23 protein-coding genes are annotated in these 22,476 nt (G+C 73.1%); 13 read left to right on the forward strand and 10 right to left on the reverse strand.

Going from position 1 to position 22,476, the window contains the following annotated elements:
• The first annotated feature begins 119 nt into the window (after positions 1-119).
• A complete protein-coding gene (locus tag AB0946_RS18340; protein WP_366761620.1) occupies positions 120-923 on the forward strand; it encodes an MBL fold metallo-hydrolase in 804 nt (267 codons plus the stop codon).
• A gap of 47 nt (positions 924-970) precedes the next feature.
• Here AB0946_RS18340 and AB0946_RS18345 read toward each other — a convergent pair whose 3' ends face one another.
• Both AB0946_RS18345 and AB0946_RS18350 read right to left on the reverse strand, forming a co-directional pair.
• Positions 971-2,062, reverse strand: a complete 1,092-nt coding sequence (locus AB0946_RS18345; protein WP_366761621.1) for a HAMP domain-containing sensor histidine kinase — start codon at positions 2,060-2,062, stop codon at positions 971-973.
• A 10-nt stretch (positions 2,063-2,072) separates the two neighbouring features.
• Positions 2,073-2,768, reverse strand: coding sequence for a response regulator transcription factor (locus tag AB0946_RS18350; protein WP_366761622.1), 696 nt, complete (start codon positions 2,766-2,768; stop codon positions 2,073-2,075).
• 185 nt (positions 2,769-2,953) lie between these two features.
• Here AB0946_RS18350 and AB0946_RS18355 point away from each other — a divergent pair, with 185 nt between their 5' ends.
• A complete protein-coding gene (locus AB0946_RS18355) occupies positions 2,954-4,030 on the forward strand; it encodes an endonuclease/exonuclease/phosphatase family protein (RefSeq protein ID WP_366761623.1) in 1,077 nt (358 codons plus the stop codon).
• Between the two features lie 189 nt (positions 4,031-4,219).
• Positions 4,220-4,858, forward strand: coding sequence for a DedA family protein (locus tag AB0946_RS18360; protein WP_366761624.1), 639 nt, complete (start codon positions 4,220-4,222; stop codon positions 4,856-4,858).
• 618 nt (positions 4,859-5,476) lie between these two features.
• Here AB0946_RS18360 and AB0946_RS18365 read toward each other — a convergent pair.
• Positions 5,477-5,968: a hypothetical protein gene (locus tag AB0946_RS18365; protein ID WP_366761625.1), complete on the reverse strand. Its 492-nt coding sequence runs from the start codon at positions 5,966-5,968 to the stop codon at positions 5,477-5,479.
• 127 nt (positions 5,969-6,095) lie between these two features.
• Between AB0946_RS18365 and AB0946_RS18370 the strand changes: the two genes are divergently transcribed.
• Both AB0946_RS18370 and AB0946_RS18375 read left to right on the forward strand, forming a co-directional pair.
• Positions 6,096-6,455 (forward strand): DUF779 domain-containing protein, encoded by a 360-nt coding sequence (locus tag AB0946_RS18370; RefSeq protein WP_366761626.1) that lies wholly within the window; start codon positions 6,096-6,098, stop codon positions 6,453-6,455.
• A 142-nt stretch (positions 6,456-6,597) separates the two neighbouring features.
• Entirely contained in the window at positions 6,598-7,767 is a 1,170-nt protein-coding gene (locus AB0946_RS18375; RefSeq protein ID WP_366761627.1) for a phosphodiester glycosidase family protein, read from the forward strand.
• Between the two features lie 53 nt (positions 7,768-7,820).
• On the opposite strand, the gene AB0946_RS18380 is transcribed toward AB0946_RS18375, so the two are convergent.
• The 6 genes from AB0946_RS18380 to AB0946_RS18405 form a co-directional block, all read right to left on the reverse strand.
• The gene (locus AB0946_RS18380; RefSeq protein WP_014671248.1) at positions 7,821-8,015 is read right to left on the reverse strand and encodes a hypothetical protein; all 195 of its coding nucleotides are present in this window, start codon (positions 8,013-8,015) and stop codon (positions 7,821-7,823) included.
• Positions 8,016-8,118: 103 nt separating this feature from the next.
• Entirely contained in the window at positions 8,119-8,982 is an 864-nt protein-coding gene (locus tag AB0946_RS18385) for a phosphatidylinositol-specific phospholipase C/glycerophosphodiester phosphodiesterase family protein (protein WP_366761628.1), read from the reverse strand.
• Positions 8,983-9,141: 159 nt separating this feature from the next.
• Positions 9,142-10,239: an acyl-CoA dehydrogenase family protein gene (locus AB0946_RS18390; RefSeq protein ID WP_366761629.1), complete on the reverse strand. Its 1,098-nt coding sequence runs from the start codon at positions 10,237-10,239 to the stop codon at positions 9,142-9,144.
• Complete coding sequence (locus AB0946_RS18395) at positions 10,236-11,417, reverse strand: acyl-CoA dehydrogenase family protein (RefSeq protein WP_366761630.1); 1,182 nt, start codon at positions 11,415-11,417, stop codon at positions 10,236-10,238. Before AB0946_RS18395 ends, AB0946_RS18390 begins: the two co-directional genes overlap by 4 nt.
• Positions 11,414-12,385 (reverse strand): NADPH:quinone oxidoreductase family protein, encoded by a 972-nt coding sequence (locus AB0946_RS18400; protein ID WP_366761631.1) that lies wholly within the window; start codon positions 12,383-12,385, stop codon positions 11,414-11,416. Before AB0946_RS18400 ends, AB0946_RS18395 begins: the two co-directional genes overlap by 4 nt.
• An 86-nt stretch (positions 12,386-12,471) precedes the next feature.
• Positions 12,472-13,044, reverse strand: coding sequence for an XRE family transcriptional regulator (locus tag AB0946_RS18405; protein ID WP_366761632.1), 573 nt, complete (start codon positions 13,042-13,044; stop codon positions 12,472-12,474).
• 65 nt (positions 13,045-13,109) lie between these two features.
• Between AB0946_RS18405 and AB0946_RS18410 the strand changes: the two genes are divergently transcribed.
• The 8 genes from AB0946_RS18410 to AB0946_RS18445 all read left to right on the forward strand — a co-directional run bounded on the left by AB0946_RS18410 (position 13,110) and on the right by AB0946_RS18445 (position 21,102).
• Positions 13,110-14,039: an NAD(P)/FAD-dependent oxidoreductase gene (locus AB0946_RS18410; protein WP_366761633.1), complete on the forward strand. Its 930-nt coding sequence runs from the start codon at positions 13,110-13,112 to the stop codon at positions 14,037-14,039.
• 117 nt (positions 14,040-14,156) lie between these two features.
• Positions 14,157-15,695 carry an ATP-dependent DNA ligase gene (locus AB0946_RS18415; RefSeq protein WP_366761634.1) on the forward strand — a complete coding sequence of 513 codons (1,539 nt, stop codon included), beginning with the start codon at positions 14,157-14,159 and terminating at the stop codon, positions 15,693-15,695.
• Complete coding sequence (locus tag AB0946_RS18420; protein WP_366761635.1) at positions 15,692-16,165, forward strand: NUDIX domain-containing protein; 474 nt, start codon at positions 15,692-15,694, stop codon at positions 16,163-16,165. The genes AB0946_RS18415 and AB0946_RS18420 overlap by 4 nt, the downstream gene beginning before the upstream one ends.
• A 110-nt stretch (positions 16,166-16,275) precedes the next feature.
• Positions 16,276-17,661, forward strand: coding sequence for an NADP-dependent succinic semialdehyde dehydrogenase (locus AB0946_RS18425; protein ID WP_366761636.1), 1,386 nt, complete (start codon positions 16,276-16,278; stop codon positions 17,659-17,661).
• A gap of 25 nt (positions 17,662-17,686) precedes the next feature.
• Positions 17,687-17,920: a DUF6213 family protein gene (locus AB0946_RS18430; protein ID WP_030655224.1), complete on the forward strand. Its 234-nt coding sequence runs from the start codon at positions 17,687-17,689 to the stop codon at positions 17,918-17,920.
• A gap of 368 nt (positions 17,921-18,288) precedes the next feature.
• Complete coding sequence (locus tag AB0946_RS18435; RefSeq protein ID WP_366761637.1) at positions 18,289-19,353, forward strand: type III polyketide synthase; 1,065 nt, start codon at positions 18,289-18,291, stop codon at positions 19,351-19,353.
• On the forward strand, positions 19,350-20,573 hold the full coding sequence (locus AB0946_RS18440) for a cytochrome P450 (protein ID WP_366761638.1): 1,224 nt from the start codon (positions 19,350-19,352) through the stop codon (positions 20,571-20,573). The genes AB0946_RS18435 and AB0946_RS18440 overlap by 4 nt, the downstream gene beginning before the upstream one ends.
• 7 nt (positions 20,574-20,580) lie before the next feature.
• Positions 20,581-21,102, forward strand: a complete 522-nt coding sequence (locus AB0946_RS18445; RefSeq protein WP_356338996.1) for a cupin domain-containing protein — start codon at positions 20,581-20,583, stop codon at positions 21,100-21,102.
• 3 nt (positions 21,103-21,105) lie between these two features.
• On the opposite strand, the gene AB0946_RS18450 is transcribed toward AB0946_RS18445, so the two are convergent.
• The gene (locus tag AB0946_RS18450; RefSeq protein WP_366761639.1) at positions 21,106-22,332 is read right to left on the reverse strand and encodes an acyl-CoA dehydrogenase family protein; all 1,227 of its coding nucleotides are present in this window, start codon (positions 22,330-22,332) and stop codon (positions 21,106-21,108) included.
• Between the last annotated feature and the right edge of the window lie 144 nt (positions 22,333-22,476).

A 22,476-nucleotide genomic window follows, 5' to 3' on the forward strand; every position in this document is an offset into this window, starting at 1 on the left:
CGCGGATTCCATGCCGGTGACGCATGGATGTGTCCGCCCGGGCATTTCACGGGCCGCCGGGGCATCGTTAGCGTGGGCGCCGTGAAGCGAACCATCCCGATGACGCTGCGAGGACCACGATGAGCACAGGGCTGTCCCGGCAGGAATGCGCGGTCACCGTGCTGGGCGGTCCGACGGCCGTCATCGACATCGGTGGCCTGCGGATCGTCAGCGATCCGACCTTCGACGACGCGGGTCCCCAGGGGTACCTCACCAAGACCGCCGGGCCCGCCGCCGGCGAGGACGCGGTGGGACCGGTCGACCTCGTCCTGGTCAGTCACGAAGCCCACCCGGACAACCTCGACGGGCGGGGCCGCGCGTTCGCGAAGACCGCCCCGCTGGTGCTCACCGGGCCGCGCGCGGCGGAACGGCTCGGCTCACCCGCCGTCGGCCTCTCCCCGTGGACCGGCCACCGCCTGCCCCGGCCGGACGGCGGCGGCGATCTGACCGTACTGGCCGTTCCGGCCGTCCACGGTCCCGAGGACGGCGAACGCGATGCGGACGGCAACGTCAACTGCGAGGTCATCGGGTTCGTGCTGTCCGGGCAGGGGCTCCCGACCGTGTACGTCAGCGGTGACAACGCCTCGATCCGTACGGTCGCGGAGATCTCCCGCCGGGTGCCCGGCATCGACGCGGCCGTCCTGCACGCGGGAGCGGCACGCGTGCCGGCGAAGTTCGACGGGCGGCCCCTGTCGCTGGACAGCCGCCGGGCCGCCGCCGCTGCCGCCGTCCTGGGCGTGCGGACCGTCGTACCGGCGCACTACGACGGCTGGGCCCACTTCTCCGAAGGGCTGCCCGAGATCGAACTGGCCTTCCACGAGGCCGGCCTCTCCTCCCTGCTGCGGGTCGCACCCCACGGCACGTGGGTGCCGCTGGCCCGCTGAGCCCCTCGCCCGGCCGCACGACGTCCCCCGAGCGGGATCGCCTGCCCTCAGGGCCGGTGCGCGGCAGCTGCCGCGGGGAGTTCCACGGTGACGCGGAGACCGCCGGCGGCGCGCGGGGTGAGGGTGAGCGTCCCGTCGTGTGCGTGCGTGATGGTCCGGGCGATCGCCAGGCCGAGGCCGACGCCCGCGTGGTCGGTGCGGACGCGTTCGGTGCCCCGCTGGAACGGTTCGGTGAGCGTGGCGACCAGCTGCGGGGTGAGTTTCTCGCCCGTGTTCTCCACGGTGAGCACCACGGTCCGGGGGCGGACGCCGGTGCCGACCCGGACGGCGCCCTGGTCCGGCAGGTTGTGGACGATCGCGTTGTGCACCAGGTTCACGGCCAGCTGGAGCAGGAGCGCCTGCGACCCGCTCGTGGGGGCGATGTCGCCGCCGGTCTCGATGGTGACGCCGTGCTTCTCGGCGAGGGGGAGGAGCGTCTCGGTCGCCTCTTCCGCCACCAGGGACAGGTCGACGGGTTCCCGCGTGAAGGACCGTTGTTCAGCGCGGCTGAGCAGGAGCAGCGCCTCGGTGAGGTCGATCGCCCGGGTGTTGACGGCGTGGAGGCGGTCGACGAGTTCGCCGGTGTCGCGGCCCGGATCGGTGCGGGCCACGTCGAGAAGCGCCCTGGAGATGGCCAGCGGGGTGCGCAACTCGTGAGAGGCGTTGGCCACGAACCTCTGCTGTTCGGCGACGTGCGTCTCGATCCGGGCGAGCATCGTGTCGAAGGCGTCGGCGAGTTCGCGGAACTCGTCCTCGCGGCCCGGCAGCCGGATGCGGTGGGAGAGTGATCCGTCCGTGGCCCTGCGGGTGGCGTCGGTGATCCGGCTCAGGGGGGCGAGCATGCGGCCGGCGAGGATCCATCCTCCCAGCAGACCGAAGACCAGCAGGAAGACCAGTACCGCGGCAGCCGACGGCGCGAAGGCGCGCAGGAGGCCGGACCGGACGGGGAAGACACCGTGGGTGGGGGTGTCGCTGCTGACGAGAAGCGCGCGCTCGGGGACGTACCGCAGCAGGAACAGCCACACGGCGGCGAGCAGCAGGGCACCCGCGACCATGAGGAATCCCGCGTAGCTGAGGGCGAGTCGGAGGCGGACGCTCATCCCGGGCGCCCTATCCACGGTCCGGCCCTTCGGCCGCGGTCTGCGGTGGCGTGCCGATGCGGTAGCCGGCGCCTGGCACGGTGGCGATGACCCACGGTTCGCCGAGGCGCTTGCGCAGGGCCGACACGGTGATGCGCACGGCGTTGGTGAAGGGGTCGGCGTTCTCGTCCCACGCGCGTTCCAGGAGTTCCTCGGCGCTGACGACACCGCCTTCGGCCGCGACGAGGACCTCCAGCACCGCGAACTGCTTCCGGGTCAGCGCGACGTACCGGCCGTCCCGGTGGACCTCGCGGCGGAACGGGTCCAGCCGCAGCCCCGCGATCTCCCGCACGGGTGGCCTGTTGTGGGCGCGTCTGCGGTCGAGTGCCCTGAGCCGCAGCACGAGTTCGCGGAGGTCGAAGGGTTTGGTGAGGTAGTCGTCGGCGCCGAGTCCGAACCCCGAGGCCTTGTCGTCGAGACGGTCGGCGGCGGTGAGCATGAGGATCGGCATGCCGCTGCCCGAGGCGACGATGCGCCGGGCGATCTCGTCACCGGAAGGGCCGGGGATGTCGCGGTCGAGTACGGCGATGTCGTAGGTGTGGGTGCCCAGCATGTCCAGCGCGGTGTCGCCGTCACCCGCGAGGTCGGCCGCGATCGCCGCCAGGCGCAGGCCGTCGCGGATGGCTTCCGCCATGAACGGTTCGTCCTCGACGATCAGCACACGCATGCGGGTGATGCTACGAGCCGGTCCCTATCGTCGGCGTATGGAAAAACGCATACGTGCCGGCAACACCGCGTCGCCTTGACTCGTGGCATGCGCCGAACCCCACCATCAGCAGGAACGACGGAACAGACGAGGTCCTTCGCCGGGCCCGCCCGCCGCGGGGAGCCGGCAGTGAGCGTGGGCGGGCGATGACGCGGGCGGACACGGTGCAGGCCGGGCAGGGCGGTGCCGGCCACGAGGACCCGGGCGCCCGGACCTGGCGCGCGCGCACGCTCCGGGCGGTGCGTGCCGCCTCCCGGCCGGGGCCCTGGAAGCGCGGGCCGGTGCTCGCGGTGTCGGCGGTGCTGCTCGGCCTGGTCCTGCTGCTGCACGCGCGGATCACCGGCCGTGGGGGCCTCGGCAGCCTGGTGGAGACCTTCCTGCCGTGGTTCGGCCTGTTCGTCCCCGCCGTGCTGGCCGGCGCGCTGTGGCGACGCTCCGCCTCCGCGGTGATCGCGCTGCTGCTGCCGGTCGTGGTGTGGCTGAACCTCTTCGGCGGGCTGCTCGGCGACAAGTCCCACCCGGGCGGCGACCTCACCGTCGCCGAGCACAACGTCGGCGACGCCAACCCCGACCCGGCCGGCACCGCCCGCCATCTGGTCGCCTCCGGTGCGGACGTGCTGGCCCTGGTGGAGCTGACCGAGCGGGCCCGGGGCACGTACGAGAAGGACCTGGCGCGGGCGTACCCGTACCACGCGGTGCGGGGCACGGTCGGACTGTGGAGCAAGCTGCCGCTGTCGGACACCCGGCCGGTCGACGTCAAGATGGACTACGGGCCACTGGGGGACACCAAACCGGCCGACGTCAAGATGACCTACAACCGGGCGCTGCGCACCACAGTGGCCACGGACCGGGGCCCGCTGGCGGTGTACGTGGCCCACCTGGGTTCCGTACGCGTCCTTCCCGGGAAGGGCTTCTGGACGGACAGGCGGGACCGCGGCGCGAAGGCGCTCGCCGAGGCCCTCGCCGCCGAGCGGAACAAGCGGGTGGTGCTGCTCGGCGACCTGAACGGCACCGTGGACGACCGCGCGCTCGCCGGCGTCGCCTCGCGGATGCGCTCGGCCCAGGCGGAGGCCGGGAACGGCTTCGGCTTCACCTGGCCGGCGAGGTTCCCCGTGGCGCGGATCGACCAGATCCTGGTCCGCGGCGTGCGGCCGGACAGTGCCTGGGTCCTGCCGGCCACGGGCAGCGACCACCTGCCGGTGGCCGCCAGGATCAGTTGGTGAAGACGCGGCGGGGCCGGTGAGCCGAGGTGCGGCGGCGCGGCGCCGACGCCCCGGGTCCCCCGGCCGCCGGCCCTTGCGCATCGGCGCCGGCGGGTCCCGCCGCTCTGCGCGACCGGCGCGCACAGGCGGGCCGGGCACGCCATGCTGGGGAGCGGACAGGGTCCCCGAGGAGCCCGGGAGGCGTGGCCGTTGATCGCCGTCAACCCGATGGACAGCGCCTCGGTGCTGGCCGCCTTCGGCGCGCTGGGTGTCCTGGCCGTGCTCTTCGCCGAGTCGGGTCTGCTGGTCGTCGGGTTCTTCCTGCCCGGGGACACGCTGCTGTTCCCGGCCGGCGTCCTGTGCGCGGGCAGCGCGCAGCAGCCGCCGCGGCTGTCACTGTGGCAGGTGCTGGTGTGCGCGGCGATCGGAGCGGTGGCGGGTGGCCAGGTGGGGTACCTGATCGGACGGCACGGCGGCCGGGCGCTGCTCGCGCGCACGAGCAGCGGGCGGGTGAAGGGCGCGGCGGCGCGGGCGGAACGGCTGCTGGCGCGCTACGGCTACGGCAAGGCGCTGGTGATCGGCCGGTTCGTGCCGTTGCTGCGGACGGTCCTGCACCCGGTGGCCGGGGCCCTGGGCGTGCCGGCGCGGACCTTCACCCTCTGGCAGACGGTGGGCGGTGTGCTGTGGTCGCAGGCGCTGGTGCTCGCCGGGTACACCCTGGGTGCGTCCGTCCCGCACATCGACGACTACCTGCTGCCGCTGGTCGCCGTGGTCGTCGTCCTGTCGCTGCTGCCGCTGCTGCCGGAGGCGCTCCGCGCCCGCCGGGACCGGCGCGACTCCGCTCGCTGAACGCGTCACGGCGTACCCGCCGGAGGTCCGCACCCCGGCCGCCGTCCGGACGGCACGAGCCCGCCCCGCGGGGCCGAGTTGCCGGGCGAAGTCGGCTGACACGCCCGCGACTCCGCGGAGCGGCACGGCCCGTCTGGGCCTCCTCGGACCACAGGAACGGGACGACGCTGATGCGCGGGGACGGTTCCGGTGCCGCCGCCTGCTCCCGCCCGGCCCGCGCAGCCCCGCACAGAACCCCTCTTCGGCTCGCCGTCCGGCAGCCGGCCGAGCCACACCGAGTGACCCGTGCCGAGCGCCTCCCACTCCAGGGTGCCGGGCGCGAAACAGGTCGTCCGCCCCCGGCGGAAGACACCGCCGGGCACGTCATGGCCGACGACGAGCCCGGCCGCCGGATGCCAGTGGGGTCCGGTGTCCCGGCGAGGCCGTTGCCCCGGCCGAGGCTCGCGAGCCCGCTGCCGGCCAACGCCTGCTGGGGCTCCGGCCGGCCCGGACCGGACGCGTCGGACAGCTCGTCGACCTCTCGCATCGGCAAGTGATCGCGGCAGCGTCCGGCCGCTCCCCGGCCGACCCGGTGCGCCGTGTCGCCCCGCCGCCCTCATGCCCCTGCCTCTTGCCGCCCTAACGCGCCTTGCCGTCCTTGCGGCGCTTCCGGTTCGGCCGGTGCGGCCGGTGCACCGTGTCCAGCTCCCCCACCGCCGCGCGTACGTGGGCCGGATCGTCCGGCCGGCCGCCGCCCGCGCAGCTCCAGACCGGGCGGCCGGACTCCTGCGCCAGGTGCGTCCCGAGGCCGTGGAGCGTGCAGACCGGCCACACCTGCCACAGGCACCCCGTGATCGTGTCCTGGGCGGCCTCGGCGATGTCCCACAGCGCCCAGTCGGCGGAGCCGGCCGGTTGCAGGGCGTTGCCGTGCGCGTTGCCGTCGGCCAGGGCGACGTAGACCTGTTCGTCCTCGCCCGGGTCCGCCGGGTACGCGATGAGGCACAGCGGGCGCTGCCCGGGCAGGGTGGCCGCGAGGTCCCGGTTGACCGTCGCCAGTGCCTCGTCCCACAGCGGGTGTTCACCGGCGGGGACGAAGCGCGGCTCGGGCGGACGCGGGAAGGAAGGGCGCATGCGCCCCATCGTCCCAGGTGGCCCTTTGAGCGGACGCGGCGGGACCACGAGGCGTTCTGGACGGGTTCGTGACCATCCGTGAGACTGGAGCCGACGATCCGACGCCCCCGCTGTCCAGGACGGTGACATGGAAGAGGAGATCCCGCGCGTCGCGCTGACCCCGCAGGCCGCGGAGCTGGTGCGTCGGCTGCGCGCCGAGCACGGTCCGTTGATGTTCCACCAGTCCGGTGGCTGCTGTGACGGCAGCGCCCCGATGTGCTACCCGGACGGTGAGTTCCGTACCGGCGGCTCGGACGTGCTGCTGGCCGAGCTGGCGGTGGACGGCGTACCGGAACCCGTCACGTTCTGGATGTCGCGGAGCCAGTACGAGGCGTGGAGCCACACCCGGCTGATCGTGGACGTCGTGCCGGGACGAGGCAGCGGTTTCTCCCTGGAAGCACCCGAGGGGGTACGTTTCCTCACCCGTTCTCGCGTCGTCGACGCCTAGTCGGCCCGCCGGACCACCCGAGTCTGGTCCACTGCCCCTGCACCGCAGGACAGTTGACGAGACATCAGGGGGCACGGTGAGGGGACCTCGCAGGCGTTCGGCAGCGGGCAGAGCGGTTCTCACGGTTGTCACGGCGTTCGGGGTGCTGGCCGGGGCCGCCCTTGCGGGTGCGGCACCGGCCGGTGCCGCACCGGCGGGCAGGCGGCTCGCGCCGGGCGTCACCTACCGGCAGTTCGACATCGACGGGGCGGCGGGGAAGGCCCGCGCGCATCTGCTCACGGTGGACCTGGCCGACCCGCACGTCCACGTCGACCTGTTGTACCCGGGTGCGGTGGCGGCGCGGGCGACCGTGTCCCGGATGGCGGACTCGGCCGGTGCGGTCGCCGGGGTGAACGGCGACTTCTTCAACATCACCGAGACGCAGCACCCGGGCGTGCCGGCCACGGGCGCGGCCGTCGGGCCGGCCGTGGCCGGCGGACAGGTGCTCAAGGCCGCGGTGCCCGAGGGCCAGCGGTTCGGACCCGCGCTGCCCCCGGGCACGACCACCCGGGACGTGTTCGGCGTGGGCACCGACCGGCGGGCCCGCCTGGACCGCCTCTCCCTCTCCGGTTCGGTCGGCACACCGGACGGGCAGGTGCCGCTGAAGGGCCTCAACCAGTACGCGCTGCCGGTGGATTCGGTGGGCGCCTTCACCGCGCGCTGGGGCAGCGTCTCCCGGCTGCGGGCCGTGTGCGGCACGGACACCCGGCGCGCGGCACCGTGCAGCGACGACACGTACGAGGTGAAGGTGCGCGGGGGCCGGGTGGTCTCCGCGAACGACGACCCGGGAAGCGGCTCGATCCCGGCGGACACCACGGTCCTGCTCGGGCGCGAGGAGGGCGCGCGGCGGCTGCGCAGGCTGTCGGTCGGCGACCCGGTGGACGTGACGCACACGTTGGCGGCGGCCTCGTCCGGGGTGCCGTACGCGTTCGCGATCGGCGGCTTCCCGGTCCTGCGCGACGGCAGTCCGCTGTCCGGCCTGGACGACAGCACCTCGGCGGTGCGGACAGTCGTCGGGTACAAGGGCGGCGGACGGCAGATGCTGCTGCTGGCGCTGGACGGCTCGGCGAGCTACCGCGGCGGGCTGACCGTCGCCGAGGAGGCGGAGACCATGCGTTCGCTCGGGGCCACCGCCGCGTTCAACCTCGACGGCGGCGGCTCGACGGAGCTGGTCGCCCGCGACACCGACGCCGCCGCCGTGACGGTGCGCAACCACCCGAGCGGCGGCGCCGAACGCCCGGTTCCCGACGGCATCGGCGTCTTCTCCGACTGAGGCCGGTACACCACCGGCCGGTGCCGGTACTCCTCCGGCTGCGGCCGGGCGGCTCAGGGCCGCAGGCTGCCCACCAGTTCGGCGGTCGCGGTGAGCCCGCTCTGGATGGTGGGCGCCATGCTGGTGCAGGCCAGGTAGAAGCCGAGCAGCAGGCAGACCAGGGCGTGGGAGATCTTCAGCGAGCAATTTCGGATGAAGATCACGGCCAGGACCAGAAGCAGCAGCACCACAGAGATGGAAATGACCACCGGGAACCCTCCTCCGCCACGCCCCATGTGCGGCGTTCGGCCGCAAGTGTGGCGTAGCGGAGGGTTCGTCCGGGCTGCTGACGTGTCCTCCGATCGTGTGGTCTTACGCGGAGGGGTGGGCGTCGAGGAAGGCTTCCAGGCCGACGAGGTCGTCGGTGTTGAGGTAGTCGACCCCGGCCGCGAGCAGTTCCGTCCACAGCGCGTCCCGGGCGGGTCCCGCGGTGTCCGGGGTGGCCCAGAACCGGACCTGCTGCCCGCGCGCGTGGGCGGCGCCGGTGATGCTCCGCAGCTTCCGCCGCTCGGCGTCCGGGAACGTCCCGGCGCCCGTCCAGGTGAAGTTCTGCGTCCAGTTGTCGCTGATCAGCGAGATGAAGGAGGCCGGGGCGGGGCCGCCGAGGTCGGCCAGGCGGCCGTCGTAGAAGGCGCGGCGCTCGGTCTGCGTCTCCATCGGGGTACGGGCCGCCCGGTCGCCGGAGACGACGGCGGTGACCGCGCCGGGGTGGACGCGGCCGTGCGCGTAGCGGGTGAACAGGTGCGGGTAGCGGCGCAGGTGGCGGTCGAGTTCGAGGTACGTGGCGGAGCCCTCGGTCTTGATGTCGATGAGGAGCTGGAGCGGCCGGCGTGAACCCGGGTAGACGTGGCCGTGGCCGGCCTCGACCAGGGCGGCGAGCGGTTCCAGGTAGAGGGATTCCAGGGTGCGGGACGGGTCGAGGTCGGATGCCTCGTGACCGACGAGGAGCTGGTCGCCGACGAGGAAGATGTCGGCTTCGACGCTGCCGAAGCGGTGGTCGAGGGCGTCGGACAGGGGCCGCGGGTGCTCGTAGTCGTTGTGCGCGTGGGCGTGCCACAGCGGGCGCGGATGACGCGTCCGTTCACCGGCCAGCGCGGGGCCGGCGGGCAGGGCGAGCGCGCCCGCGAGGGCGGCGCCGAGGGTGGTGAGGGCTCTGCGACGGGTGGTGAGGGCCATGCACTGCCTCCCTGGGGGTGATGGGGACCGGGGAGAGTATGCGTGCGTCTGTCGCCGAAGGGGCCCCCTCGCACGGGGAGTTGGCGCTCTGTTCACTTCGCCGGTGTGCGCGCACGGAAAAGCCCGCCCCGGGTGGGGCGGGCTTCACCGGTGGGTGTGTCAGGGTGCCTGGAGGGGTGCCCGGACGGGTGCCTGGAGGTCGACCAGCGCGGCCAGCGCCTCGCGGTGGGCGCCCGCGGTGCCGTAGGCGATCGAGTCGGCCTTGGCCCGCTTGAGATACAGGTGGACCGGGTGCTCCCAGGTCATCCCGATCCCGCCGTGGAGCTGCAACGCCTCCTCGGTGACACGGACGGCGGCGGGCGCCGCGTACGCCTGCGCGACGGCGACCCTGACCTCCACGTCCTCGCCGGTGGCGAGCGCGTCGGCGGCGGCGCGGGCCGCGGCCCGCAGGTGCACGACCTCCAGCCACAGCTGGGCGAGCCGGTGCTTGAGCGCCTGGAACCCGCCGACCGGCCGGTTGAACTGCCTGCGCTCCTTCAGGTACCCGACGGTCTGTGTCAACGCCCAGTCGGCGACGCCGAGTTGCTCGGAGGCGAGCAGTCCGGCGGCGGCCCGCAGGGCACGGCGTACGGCGGGTTCGGCGGCACCGACCCGGCGGCCGGGAGCACCCTCCAGCCGTACGCTCGCGAGGGGGCGGGTCAGGTCCAGGGAGACCTGCGGGGTGATGGTGACGGCGTCTGCGGCGACCGCGTACAGGCCGCCGTCGTCGGCCGGGACGAGCAGGACGTCGGCTGCGGCCGCGTCCGCGATCCCCGTCAGCTCGCCGTGCAGGGTGCCGCCCTCCACGCGTACGGCCGTGACCCCGGCGCCCGGGGCCGTGTGCAGACCGACCGCGAGGGCGCCGACGGTGCGCCCCGAGGCCAGCTGAGCCAGCAGCTCGGCGTCGTCGCAGGCGAGCAGGGCCTCGGTGGCCACGACCGCGCTGGTGAGGTACGGCACGGGAGCCACCGCCCGGCCCAGCTCCTCCAGCACGACGGCGACCTCGCGCGCGGAGGCGCCCTGGCCGCCCCGTTCCTCGGGCACCAGGAGGCCGGCCAGACCCATGCCGTCGGCGAGCAGCTTCCACAGGGCGCGGTCGTGCGGGGCGTCCGACTCGGCGCGGGTGATCACGTCGGCCGGTGCGCAGTGGTCCGTGAGCAGGTCGCGGACGGCGGCCCGCAGCGCCTCTTCCTCCTCGGAGTACAGCAGGTCGGTCATCGGGCGAGGTCCTTCCAGGCGACGTCCTTGTCGGTGCGCGGCTCGGCGGGCAGGCCCAGGACGCGCTCGGCGACGATGTTCAGCAGGACCTCGCTGGTCCCGCCCTCGATGCTGTTGCCCTTGGAGCGCAGGTAGCGGTAGCCGGCGTCCCGGCCGGTGAAGTCGACCAGTTCGGGCCGGCGCATGGTCCAGTCGTCATACAGCAGGCCCTCGGCGCCGCGGAGTTCGACCTCCAGGCCGCTGATCTCCTGGTTGAGGCGGGCGAAGGCGAGCTTCATGCCGGCGCCCTCGGGGCCGGGCTGGCCGGCGACGAGCTGCTGGCGCAGGCGCTCGCCGGTGAACCGGGCGACCTCGGCCTCGACCCACAGCTTCAGCAGGCGCTGGTGCAGGTCGTGGGTGCGCAGTTCGGGGCGTTCCCGCCAGGTCTTGGCGACCGGGCCGATCATGCCGCCCTCGCGGGGCAGGGCCATGCCGCCGATGGCGACGCGTTCGTTGTTCAGCGTGGTCTGGGCGACCCGCCAGCCGTCGCCGGCCTCGCCCAGGCGGCGGTCGTCGGGGATGCGGACGTCGGTGAGGAAGACCTCGTTGAACTCGGCCTCGCCGGTGATCTGGCGCAGCGGCCGGACCTCGACGCCCGGGTCGTTCATGTCGCAGACGAAGTAGGTGATGCCCTGGTGCTTGGGCACGTCCGGGTCGGTGCGGGCGATGAGGATGGCCCAGCGGGCGAGGTGCGCGCTGGACGTCCACACCTTCTGCCCGTTGACCACCCAGCCATCGTCTTCACGGACCGCCCGGGTGCCGAGCGCGGCGAGGTCCGAGCCGGCGCCGGGCTCGCTGAACAGCTGGCACCAGACCTCCTCGCCGGTCCACAGGGGGCGCAAGTAGCGCCGCTTCTGCTCCTCCGTGCCGTACTTCAGGATCGTCGGCGCGGCCATGCCGAGGCCGATGCCGATGCGCCGGGGATCGTTGTCGGGGGCGCCGGCAGCCGCCAGTTCGGCGTCCACGACGCCCTGCAGACTGCGCGGGGCGCCCAGTCCGCCGAGGCCCTGCGGGTAGTGCACCCAGGCGAGGCCGGCGTCGAAGCGGGCCCGCAGGAAGTCCAGGCGGTCGGTGCTCGCGGGCGGGTGCTGCGCGAGCAGCTCCCGGGTACGGCGGCGCAGTTCATCGGCGTCGGTCATGCGACGGCTCCGTTCTCCGGTACGACGGCGATCCGGCCCGTGGTCACCCCGTCGGCGACCCGCTGCACGGCACCGGACGCCTCGGCGAGCGGCACGCGCTCGCTGACCAGCGGCCTGATCGCACCCCGGGCGGCCAGCTCGGTCAGTTCCTCGTGGCAGCGCCGGACCAGCTTCGGGTTCTTGGTGTTGTACAGGCCCCAGTGCAGGCCGACGATCGAGTAGTTCTTCACCAGGGCGTGGTTGAGGGCGGGGCTCGGGATGGTGCCGCTCGCGAAACCGACGACGACGATCCGGCCCTCGAAGGCGACCAGCTTGGCGGACTGGGCGTAGGCCTCGCCGCCGACGGGGTCGTAGACCACGTCGGCGCCCCGGCCGCCGGTGGCCTCCTTCACGGCGGCGACGACGTCCTCGGAACGCCGGTCGACCACCACGTCACAGCCGAGCCGACGGGCGACGGCGGCCTTGTCCGCGCCGCCCACGACACCGATCACCGTGGCGCCGGCCGCCTTGCCCAGCTGGACGGCGGCGCTGCCCACGCCCCCGGCGGCGGCGTGCACGAGCAGGGTCTCCCCGGCTTCCAGCCGGGCGCGGCGGTGCAGGCCGAACCAGCCGGTCTGGTACCCGATGTGCAGGGCGGCCGCCTCGGCGTCGTCGAGCGACTCGGGCGCGGGGAGCAGGGCGCGGGCGTCGGCGAGGGCGTACTCGGCGAAGCCGCCGTGGGGCAGCGCGGGATTGGCGATCACCCGGCGGCCGTCCTCGGTCTCGCCGCAGATCTCCACGCCGGGCGTGAAGGGCAGCGGCGGACGCACCTGGTACTGGCCGCGGCACAGCAGCGCGTCGGGGAAGTTGACGTTGGCGGCGCGCACCCGCAGCAGCACCTGGCCCTCGCCGGGCGTGGGCGGTTCGACGTCGTGGAGGCGCATCACCTCGCTCGGCTCGCCGTTCTCGTGCACTTGCCATGCCTGCATGCGGGGCCTCCACGGGACTGCTTCGTCTGACCGGGTCCGACGGCATACTAAGCGGTCGCTTGCCGATCAGGGAACAGTCGCGTGGGTCACGTGCGCGCTGGCCGCGCCCGTACGTGCATCCGCTCCCCCTGCGGTCCGAACAGACTCAGGAACTCCACCGGCCCCTCCCCCGTCGACCCGAACCAGTGCGGCACCCGTGTGTCGAACTCGGCCGCCTCGCCCGCGGACAGGACGACGTCGTGCTCGCCGAGGACCAGGCGGAGCCGGCCCGAGAGCACGTAGAGCCACTCGTAGCCCTCGTGGGTCCGCGGGTCGGGCTCCTGGGAGCGCCGGGGTTCGAGGACCTTGAAGGCCTGGAGGCCGCCGGGCTGACGGGTCAGCGGCCAGTGCGTGCGCCCGCCCCGGACGATCGGCTTGGACCGCACCCGCGGGTCCCCCACCGGCGGCGCTCCGACCAGCTCGTCCAGCGGCACCTGGTGGGCCTGGGCGATCGGCAGCAGCAGTTCGAGGCTGGGCTTGCGCAGGCCGGACTCCAGCCGGGAGAGGGTGCTCACGGAGATGCCGGTGGCCTCGGACAGCGCGGCCAGGGTCACCTCGCGCTCCTTGCGGATGCGGCGCAGCCGGGGGCCCACGTCCGCCAGTACGTCGTCTGTGCTCATGGCCCCTATTGCAGAAACGGCAAACCTGTTTGTCAATCCCGCGGCCGCGGGGCGACCGTCGCCTCATGAGCGAGAACAACGCGTACGAGGCCGTCGTCGTCGGCGGCGGGGCCGCCGGCCTGTCCGCCGCGCTGGTACTGGGCCGGTCCCGGCGCCGCACTCTGGTCGTCGACGCGGGCGAGCCGCGCAACGCGCCCTCCGCGCACATGCAGGGGTACCTGTCCCGGGACGGCACGTCACCGGCCGGGTTCCTGGCCGCCGGGCGCGAGGAGATCGCCCGGTACGGGGTGGAACTGGTCCGGGACCGGGTCGTGGACGTGTCCCGGGAGGGGGACTTCACCGCCGTGCTCGCGAGCGGCCGGACCGTGCGGGCCCGGCGACTGGTGATCGCGACCGGTCTCACCGACGAGCTGCCGCCGGTCCCGGGGCTCGCCGAGCGGTTCGGCCGGGACGTGGTCCACTGCCCGTACTGCCACGGCTGGGAGGTGCGCGACCTGCCGACCGGCGTCCTCGCCACCTCGGCGCTCAGTGTGCACCAGGCGCTCATGGTCACCCAGTGGACCGAGGACGTACGGCTCTTCCTGCACGAGGTGGACCAGGCCGAGCTGACGGACCAGGACCTGCGCCGGCTGGCCGCCGCCGGGGTCACGGTCGTACCCGGCGAGGTGGCGGAGCTGGTGGTCACCGGCGACCGCCTCACCGGCGTCCGCCTCGGGGACGGCACGGTCCACGACCTGGAGGTCCTGTACGCCGCCCCGCGCGCCGTGCCCCGCAACGACCTGTTGGCCAGGCTGGGCGCCGAGCTGCGGGAGACCCCGTTCGGCAGCTATCCGGTGATCGACGAGCGCGGCCTGACCACCGTGCCCGGCCTGTGGGCGGCGGGCAACGCGAGCGGTTTCGCGGAGCAGGTGATCAACGCGGCGAGCAGGGGTTACCGGGCGGGGGCGGCGATCAACGGGGAACTCCTGATGGCCGACCTGGACGCAGCCCTCTGAAGGGGCGCGGGGCCGTGTCCGCCGTGCGGCGACCGCCGTGCGGGGCCGATCAGCCCCGCACGCACCCGCGCGGAACGCAACCGCGCACCCGGCGATGCGCTGAGGCACGATGACTGCATGCTGCTGACCCGGTTGGCCCAGGTGTCCCGGGAGGTCGCCGCGACAGCGGCGCGGTCCCGGAAGATCGCGCTGCTCGCGGAGTTGTTCCGGGACGCGGAGGCGGACGACGTGCCGGTCGTCATCCCGTACCTGGCGGGACGCCTGCCGCAGGGGCGCCTCGGGGTCGGCTGGAAGGTGCTGGGCCGCGCGGTCCCGCCGGCCGCCGAGCCCTCCCTCACCGTCCGGGAGGTCGACGCCCTGCTCACCGGACTGGGCAAGGTGTCCGGGCCCGGCTCCCTGGCCGAGCGGACGCGGATCGTCGGGGAGCTGATGGGCGCGGCCACCGAGGAGGAGCAGCGGTTCCTGCGCGGCCTGCTCACCGGCGAGGTGCGGCAGGGCGCGCTGGACGCGGTCGCCGTGGAGGGGCTGGCCCGGGCGACCGCCGCGGACCCGGCGGACGTGCGGCGGGCCGTGATGCTGGCGGGGTCGTTGCAGACGGTGGCGCAGGCCCTGCTCGGCGAGGGGCCCGGATCGCTCGACCGCTTCCGGCTCACGGTCGGCCGGCCCGTGCTGCCGATGCTGGCGCACAGCGCGTCCTCGGTCGCGGAGGCGGTGGAGAAGCTGGGCGCGTGCGCGGTGGAGGAGAAACTGGACGGCATCCGGGTCCAGGTCCACCGGGACGGCGACGCGGTCCGGGTCCACACCCGCACCCTGGACGACATCACCGACCGGCTGCCCGAAGTGACGGCCGCCGCGCTGGGGTTGCCGGGCGAGCGGTTCATCCTGGACGGCGAGGTGATCTCCTTCGACGCGGCGGGCCGTCCCCGGTCCTTCCAGGAGACGGCGGGCCGGGTCGGCTCGCGCACGGACGTGGCGAGGGCGGCCGGGGAGACCCCGGTCTCCCCCGTCTTCTTCGACGCCCTCGCGGTCGACGGCCGGGACCTGCTCGACCTGCCCTTCGCCGAGCGGCACGCGGAGCTGGCCCGGCTGGTGCCGGAGCCGATGCGGGTCCGGCGCGCAGTGGTCTCGGGCCCCCGGGACATCCCGGAGGCGGAACGGTTCCTCGCCGACACCCTGGCCCGCGGCCACGAGGGCGTGGTGGTCAAGGCGCTCGACGCGCCCTACAGCGCGGGCCGGCGCGGCGCCGCCTGGCTGAAGGTCAAGCCCGTGCACACCCTCGACCTGGTGGTGCTGGCCGCGGAGTGGGGTCACGGCCGGCGCACCGGCAGGCTCTCCAACCTCCACCTCGGCGCCCGCACCCCGGACGGCGGCTTCGCCATGCTCGGCAAGACCTTCAAGGGCATGACCGACGCGATGCTCGCCTGGCAGACCGAGCGGCTGCGGGAACTGGCGGTCGAGGACGACGGCTGGGTGGTCCGGGTCCGCCCCGAACTCGTCGTGGAGATCGCCTACGACGGCCTCCAGCGCTCCACCCGCTACCCGGCCGGCGTCACCCTCCGCTTCGCCCGCGTGGTCCGCTACCGCGAGGACAAGCGCCCCGAGGAGGCCGATACCGTGGAGGCCCTGCTGGCAGCCCACCCGGAGGTCTCGCCGTGACGGTACGGACGACGAAGCGCAGCGCGGGACTGCTGTTGTTCCGGCATACCGACCAGGGGCTGGAGGTATTGCTCGGCCATATGGGCGGACCCCTCTGGGCGAAGAAGGACGCGGGCGCCTGGACCGTGCCGAAGGGCGAGTACGACCCGGCGGAGCCGGCCTGGGAGGCGGCCCGGCGGGAGTTCCGGGAGGAGCTGGGGGTGGCGCCGCCCGACGGGGAGGCCGTACCGCTGGGCGAGGTGGTGCAGCGCAACGGGAAGATCGTCACGGCGTGGGCGGTAGCGGCGGACCTGGACCCGGAGACGATCACCCCGGGGACCTTCACGATGGAGTGGCCGCCGCGGTCGGGGCGCAGGCAGGAGTTCCCGGAGCTGGACCGGGTGGCGTGGTTCGGTGTGGACCGGGCGCGTGAGGTGATCGTCACGGCGCAGGCCGCGTTTCTCGACCGGCTGACGGAGCACTCGCACTAGCGGAAACCCCGTGCGGCGACCGGGGGAGGAACGCCGAGGGGCCTGTCGCGTTGCGACTTGCGGGACCGCGCGCGAAGGTCGAGACAAGCCCGCTCCCAGGGAGGTCAGCCATGCCCATCGCGACGGTGAACCCGGCGAACGGCGAGACGCTCAAGACGTACGAGCCCATGGACGAGGACGAGCTGGAGCGCCGGCTCGAACTCGCCGAGGCCACCTTCCGCACGTACCGGACGACCTCCTTCGCCGATCGCGCCCGACTGCTGAACAAGGCCGCCGACCTGCTGGACGAGGACCAGCGGGAGATCGGCCGGATCATGACCACCGAGATGGGCAAGCCGGTCAGGCAGGCCCGCGCGGAGGCCGCGAAGTGCGCCAAGGCGATGCGCTGGTACGCGGAGCGCGCCGAGGGCCTGCTGGCGGACGAGGAACCGGCCGAGTCGGACGTGACGGACTCCGGCGCCTCCCGGGTCCGGGTCCGCTACCGGCCGCTCGGCCCGGTGCTCGCGGTGATGCCCTGGAACTTCCCCCTGTGGCAGGTCGTCCGGTTCGCGGCGCCCGCGCTCATGGCGGGCAACGTGGGCCTGCTCAAGCACGCCTCCAACGTCCCGCAGACGGCGCTGTACCTGGAGGACCTGTTCCACCGGGCGGGCTTCCCCGCGGGCTGCTTCCAGACGCTGCTGATCGGCTCGGCGGCGGTGGACGACATCCTGCGCGACGAGCGCGTGAAGGCGGCGACCCTGACCGGCAGCGAACCCGCCGGCCGGGCGGTCGCCTCCACCGCCGGGGAGATGATCAAGAAGACGGTGCTGGAGCTGGGCGGCAGCGACCCCTACATCGTGATGCCCTCCGCCGACCTGGACCGCGCCGCCGAGGTCGCGGTGACCGCCCGCGTGCAGAACAACGGGCAGTCCTGCATCGCCGCCAAGCGGTTCATCGTGCACAGCGACGTCTACGACGCGTTCGCCGAGAAGTTCGTCGCGGGCATGAAGGCCCTCACGATCGGCGATCCGCTGGCGGAGGACACCGAGATCGGGCCGCTCGCCAGCGAGCAGGGCAGGAAGGACCTGGAGGAGCTCGTCGACGACGCGCGGCGGAGCGGGGCCGAGGTGCTGTGCGGCGGGCAGCGGCCGGACGGGCCCGGCTGGTACTACCCGCCGACCGTCCTCACCGGCATCACCCGGGAGATGCGCATCCACCGCGAGGAGGCGTTCGGGCCGGTGGCCACGCTGTACCGTGCGGACGATCTGGACGAGGCGGTGCTGATCGCCAACGACTCGGCGTTCGGCCTGAGTTCGAACGTGTGGACGCGGGACGAGAACGAGGTGGAGCGGTTCGCACGCGACCTGGAGGCCGGCTCCGTCTACGTCAACGGGATGACGGCCTCGCACCCGGCGTTCCCGTTCGGCGGAGTGAAGCGCTCGGGGTACGGGCGTGAGCTGTCCGGGCACGGAATCCGGGAGTTCTGCAACATCACCACGGTTTGGCAGGGTGCGTGAGCGCCGCGCGGCTACCATCCCGTTTGTGAACCGCGAAGTGACCCTGCCTCTGATCGTCGACGACCGCGGGACCTTGCAGGTGGCCGCGGTGGACGTGAGTAAGTTGTTGCGGACCGTGGGCGCGCGGTGGCTGCATCTTGTCGAGGCCGGGGAGCAGGGGCTGGACGAGGACACGGTCGCCGCGCTGACCATCGAACTGGCGAAGCTGGCGGACCGTATCGACGTGGCGTGCATCGCCCACAGCAGCGGGGCGCCCTGACGGCCGTACACGCGCCCGCACGCGCCTGTCGTCACAGCCGCAACCGTACCCGCACCGGTCCCCCCAGCCTCGCCGTCGCGCCACGCCCGTCGCCTCGGCCACGCCCGCTTCCACGGCCGTGCCCCGGTCTCGGCCGCCCCGGCAGCCGTCCCTGCGCCGCCCTCCCGTCGTAACGGCCGTACCCGCGTTTTCCCTCGTCCGGCGGCATGAATGGCCCTTCGGGCCTGACCCCCGGGTCCCCGATTCGGAGTAACCCAGCGCGAGATCGTCGTCCTCCCGGGTGACGGTGGGTGGAGCACCCACAGAGGTGAACCCACCTTCTGGCCGGCGGGCGAAGGCCCCCGGAGAGCGGAAAGCAGGGACGGTTCATGGCGACTTTGTGCAAGCCCTCGGTGTCGGTCCCGGAGCACGTGATCACGATGGAGGAGACGCTCGAGCTGGCGCGTTCGCGCCACGCGGACCACCCCCAACTGCCACTGGCCCTGAGGCTGATCGAGAACACCGGCGTCAAGACACGGCACATCGTGCAGCCCATCGAGGAGACCCTGAAGCACCCGGGCTTCGAGGAGCGCAACAAGCTCTACGAGGCCGAGGCCAAGGCCCGCGTCCCCGCCGTGATCCAGCAGGCGCTGGACGCCGCGGAGCTGCTCACCAGCGACATCGACGTGATCATCTACGTCTCGTGCACGGGCTTCATGATGCCCTCGCTCACGGCCTGGCTGATCAACGAGATGGACTTCGACAGCACCACCCGCCAGCTCCCCATCGCCCAGCTGGGCTGCGCGGCCGGCGGAGCGGCCATCAACCGGGCGCACGACTTCTGCTCGGCCTACCCGAACGCCAACGCGCTCATCGTGGCCTGCGAGTTCTGCTCGCTGTGCTACCAGCCCACCGACCTCGGCGTCGGCTCGCTGCTCTCCAACGGGCTGTTCGGCGACGGCATCGCCGCCGCCGTGGTGCGCGGGCAGGGCGGCACGGGCGTCCGTCTGGAGCGCAACGGCTCCTACCTGATCCCGAAGACCGAGGACTGGATCGCCTACGACGTCCGGGCCACCGGCTTCCACTTCCTGCTGGACAAGCGGGTGCCGGCGACCATGGAGCCGCTCGCCCCGGCGCTCAAGGACCTGGCCGGCGACCACGGCTGGGACGCGTCCGACCTGGACTTCTACATCATCCACGCGGGTGGTCCCCGAATACTCGACGACCTGAGCAAGTTCCTCCAGGTCGATCCGCACGCCTTCCGGTTCAGCCGGTCCACGCTCACCGAGTACGGCAACATCGCGAGCGCCGTCGTCCTGGACGCGCTGCGCCGGCTCTTCGACGAGGGCGGCGCCCAGGACCGGGCACGCGGCCTGCTCGCCGGCTTCGGTCCCGGCATCACCGCCGAGATGTCCGTGGGCCGCTGGGTCACCGGGGACGGCGACGCCCGATGATCGAGGAGGCGACGCGCACCGGCGTCGAGGTCATGCCCCCGATCCGGCACTGGCCGGCGCTCGACCTCACGGGCACGGACTTCGACCCGGTGCTGGCGGAGCTGATGGCCGAGGGCCCGGTCACCCGCGTCCAGCTGCCCAACGGCGAGGGCTGGGCCTGGCTGGTCACCCGGTACGACGACGTACGCATGGTGGCCAACGACCCCCGCTTCAGCCGGGAGGCGGTCGTCGACAAGCCGGTCACCCGGCTCGCCCCGCACTTCATCCCCGACCCGGGCGCGGTCGGCTTCCGCGACCCGCCGGACCACACCCGGCTGCGCCGCTCGGTCGCCGCCGCCTTCACGGCCAGGGGCGTGGAGCGGGTCCGCGAGCGGGCGCGCGGCATGCTGGACGAGCTGGTCGACGACCTGCTCGGGGCCGGCCCGCCCGCGGACCTCACGGCGGCGGTCCTCGGCCCGTTCCCGATCGCGGTGATCTGCGAGCTGATGGGCGTGCCGGCCGGCGACCGGCACGACATGCACACCTGGACGCAGCTGATCCTGTCCGCCGCGCACGGCAAGGAGGTCAGCGAGCGGGCCAAGCGGGAGATGAGCGCCTACTTCGCCGACCTGATCGGGTTGCGCGAGAACAGCGCGGGCGAGGACGTCACCTCGCTGCTCGGCGCCGCCGTGGGCCGCGGCGAGATCACCCTGGACGAGGCCGTGGGCCTCGCCGTGCTCCTCCAGATCGGCGGCGAGGCGGTCACCGCCAACAGCGGGCAGATGTTCTACCTGCTGCTGACCCGCCCCGGTCTGACGGCGCGGCTGCGCGCGGACCCGGCGATCCGCCCCCGGGCGATCGACGAACTGCTGCGCTACATCCCGCACCGCAACGCGGTCGGCCTGTCCCGGATCGCCCTGGAGGACGTGGAGATCGCGGGCGTCCGCATCCGCGCGGGTGATCCGGTGTACGTCTCCTACCTGGCCGCCAACCGGGACCCGGACGTCTTCCCCGCGCCGGACACCGTCGACTTCTCCCGCCGTCCGAACCCGCATGTGGCGTTCGGTTTCGGCCCGCACTACTGCCCGGGCGGCATGCTCGCCCGGCTGGAGGAGGAACTGCTGATGAACGCCCTGCTGGACCGGGTGCCGGGCCTCAGGCTGGCCGTGGCGCCGGATCAGGTGCCCTTCCTGAAGGGCGCCCTGATCCGGGGGCCCGAGTGCCTGCCGGTGACCTGGTGAGGTCCCCATGACAGAGACCGAGGGACTGTACGTGCCACCGGGCCACGGCCGGGTCGTCGAGACACCGGCCCAGCGGGTGACCTTCAAGGTCACCGGCCTGCACTCGCGCATGGCCTCCACCTTCGAGGTGGAGGTCCCGCCCGGCTTCGACGTGGGCGCCCATGTGCACACGCGCAGCGAGGAGTTGTTCTACATCCTCGAGGGCGAACTGGACGTACTCGCCTTCGAACCCCGCGTGCGCACCCCCGACAACTGGCGGAAGTGGGAGTCGTCCTCGGGCAGCCGGGTGGTCCGGGCGACACCGGGCACGGTCATCGTCGTACCGCCCGGCTGCCCGCACGCGTTCGCGAATCCGACGGAGGCGCCGGCGAAGATGTTCTTCCAGGCCGCTCCCCCGCCGGACCACGAGCGCTACTTCGAGGAGCTGCTGGACATCCTCGGCAACGGCGGCCCTCCGGACCAGGAGGCCATCGAGGCGTTGCGGGCCAAGTACGACATCGAGCAGCTCACACCGCTCAGGCACCGGTGAGCGCTAGCGGATGGACACCCCCGACAGGGTGCGCGCGATGACCAGCCGCTGGATCTCGCTCGTGCCCTCGAAGATGGTGTAGATGGCCGCGTCCCGGTGCATCCGCTCGACCGGGTACTCGCGGGTGTAGCCGTTGCCGCCGAGGATCTGGATCGCCTGGGCCGTCACCTTCTTGGCGGTCTCGCTGGCGAACAGCTTCGACATGGAGCCCTCGGCGGCGGTGAACGGCTTGCCGTTGACCGCCATCCAGGAAGCGCGCCACACCAGCAGGCGGGCGGCGTCGATCTGGGTGCGCATGTCCGCCAACTGGAAGGCCACGCCCTGGTTGTCGATGATCGGGCGGCCGAACTGCTCGCGGGTCGTGGCGTAGTCGAGGGCGACCTCGTACGCGGCCCGGGCGGTGCCCACCGCCATGGCGCCGACCGCCGGGCGGGACGCCTCGAACGTGGCCATGGCCGCGTTCTTCACGCGTTCGCCCCCCTTCTTCGCCTTCTCCCGGGCCCGGGCCAGCCGCTCGTCCAGCTTCTCCTTGCCGCCGAGCAGGCAGGACCCGGGCACCCGGACGTTGTCGAGGATGACCTCGGCGGTGTGCGAGGCGCGGATGCCGTGCTTCTTGAACTTCTGCCCCTGGGAGAGTCCGGGCGTGCCGGGCGGGACGATGAAGGAGGCGTGGCCCTTGGAGCCCAGCTCCGGGTCGACGACGGCGACGACGACGTGGACGTTGGCGATGCCGCCGTTGGTCGCCCAGGTCTTCGTGCCGTTGATCACCCACTCGTCCTTGGCCTCGTCGTACACGGCACGCGTGCGCATGGAGGCGACGTCCGAGCCGGCGTCGGGCTCGGAGGAGCAGAAGGCCGCGACCTTGACGTCGTTCTGGTCGCCGTACATCTGGGGTATCCAGGTGCCGATCTGTTCCTCGGTCCCGTTGGCGAGTACGCCCACGGCGGCCAGGCCGGTGCCCACGATGGAGAGGGCGATGCCCGCGTCGCCCCAGAACAGCTCCTCCATGGCCATCGGGATGCCGAGGCCGGTGGAGTCGAAGTACTGCTGCGCGTAGAAGTCGAGGGAGTAGATGCCGACCTTCGCGGCCTCCTGGATCACCGGCCAGGGCGTCTCCTCGCGCTCGTCCCACTCCGCCGCCGCCGGACGGATCACGTCCGCGGCGAAGCCATGGAGCCAGTCGCGTACTTCCTTCTGTTCCTCGTTCAGCTCCATGGTGAACTCGGCCATGTCCCCTCCAGCGGCGGTGCAGTGTTACTTACGGTAACCCGAGTCTGTTACCGATCGGTAGGAAAAGTCAACCGCCGATGACGTCTCGGCTGCCCGTTCGATGCCGGGGACCCGGTCAGTGTTAGTTTGCGCAGGCGTCACCGA

The organism is Streptomyces sp. NPDC046870 (assembly GCF_040704595.1).
Classification (GTDB): Bacteria; Actinomycetota; Actinomycetes; order Streptomycetales; family Streptomycetaceae; genus Streptomyces; species Streptomyces argyrophylli.

What these genes read in the sequence shown, in the direction of transcription:
- AB0946_RS18340 (WP_366761620.1), top strand. Translation starts at nt 120, where the DNA reads ATGAGCACAGGGCTGTCCCGGCAGGAATGCGCGGTCACCGTGCTGGGC.
- AB0946_RS18345 (WP_366761621.1), bottom strand. Translation starts at nt 2,062, where the DNA reads ATGAGCGTCCGCCTCCGACTCGCCCTCAGCTACGCGGGATTCCTCATG.
- AB0946_RS18350 (WP_366761622.1), bottom strand. Translation starts at nt 2,768, where the DNA reads ATGCGTGTGCTGATCGTCGAGGACGAACCGTTCATGGCGGAAGCCATC.
- AB0946_RS18355 (WP_366761623.1), top strand. Translation starts at nt 2,954, where the DNA reads ATGACGCGGGCGGACACGGTGCAGGCCGGGCAGGGCGGTGCCGGCCAC.
- AB0946_RS18365 (WP_366761625.1), bottom strand. Translation starts at nt 5,968, where the DNA reads ATGCGCCCTTCCTTCCCGCGTCCGCCCGAGCCGCGCTTCGTCCCCGCC.
- AB0946_RS18370 (WP_366761626.1), top strand. Translation starts at nt 6,096, where the DNA reads ATGGAAGAGGAGATCCCGCGCGTCGCGCTGACCCCGCAGGCCGCGGAG.
- AB0946_RS18385 (WP_366761628.1), bottom strand. Translation starts at nt 8,982, where the DNA reads ATGGCCCTCACCACCCGTCGCAGAGCCCTCACCACCCTCGGCGCCGCC.
- AB0946_RS18390 (WP_366761629.1), bottom strand. Translation starts at nt 10,239, where the DNA reads ATGACCGACCTGCTGTACTCCGAGGAGGAAGAGGCGCTGCGGGCCGCC.
- AB0946_RS18395 (WP_366761630.1), bottom strand. Translation starts at nt 11,417, where the DNA reads ATGACCGACGCCGATGAACTGCGCCGCCGTACCCGGGAGCTGCTCGCG.
- AB0946_RS18400 (WP_366761631.1), bottom strand. Translation starts at nt 12,385, where the DNA reads ATGCAGGCATGGCAAGTGCACGAGAACGGCGAGCCGAGCGAGGTGATG.
- AB0946_RS18405 (WP_366761632.1), bottom strand. Translation starts at nt 13,044, where the DNA reads ATGAGCACAGACGACGTACTGGCGGACGTGGGCCCCCGGCTGCGCCGC.
- AB0946_RS18410 (WP_366761633.1), top strand. Translation starts at nt 13,110, where the DNA reads ATGAGCGAGAACAACGCGTACGAGGCCGTCGTCGTCGGCGGCGGGGCC.
- AB0946_RS18415 (WP_366761634.1), top strand. Translation starts at nt 14,157, where the DNA reads ATGCTGCTGACCCGGTTGGCCCAGGTGTCCCGGGAGGTCGCCGCGACA.
- AB0946_RS18425 (WP_366761636.1), top strand. Translation starts at nt 16,276, where the DNA reads ATGCCCATCGCGACGGTGAACCCGGCGAACGGCGAGACGCTCAAGACG.
- AB0946_RS18435 (WP_366761637.1), top strand. Translation starts at nt 18,289, where the DNA reads ATGGCGACTTTGTGCAAGCCCTCGGTGTCGGTCCCGGAGCACGTGATC.
- AB0946_RS18440 (WP_366761638.1), top strand. Translation starts at nt 19,350, where the DNA reads ATGATCGAGGAGGCGACGCGCACCGGCGTCGAGGTCATGCCCCCGATC.
- AB0946_RS18445 (WP_356338996.1), top strand. Translation starts at nt 20,581, where the DNA reads ATGACAGAGACCGAGGGACTGTACGTGCCACCGGGCCACGGCCGGGTC.
- AB0946_RS18450 (WP_366761639.1), bottom strand. Translation starts at nt 22,332, where the DNA reads ATGGCCGAGTTCACCATGGAGCTGAACGAGGAACAGAAGGAAGTACGC.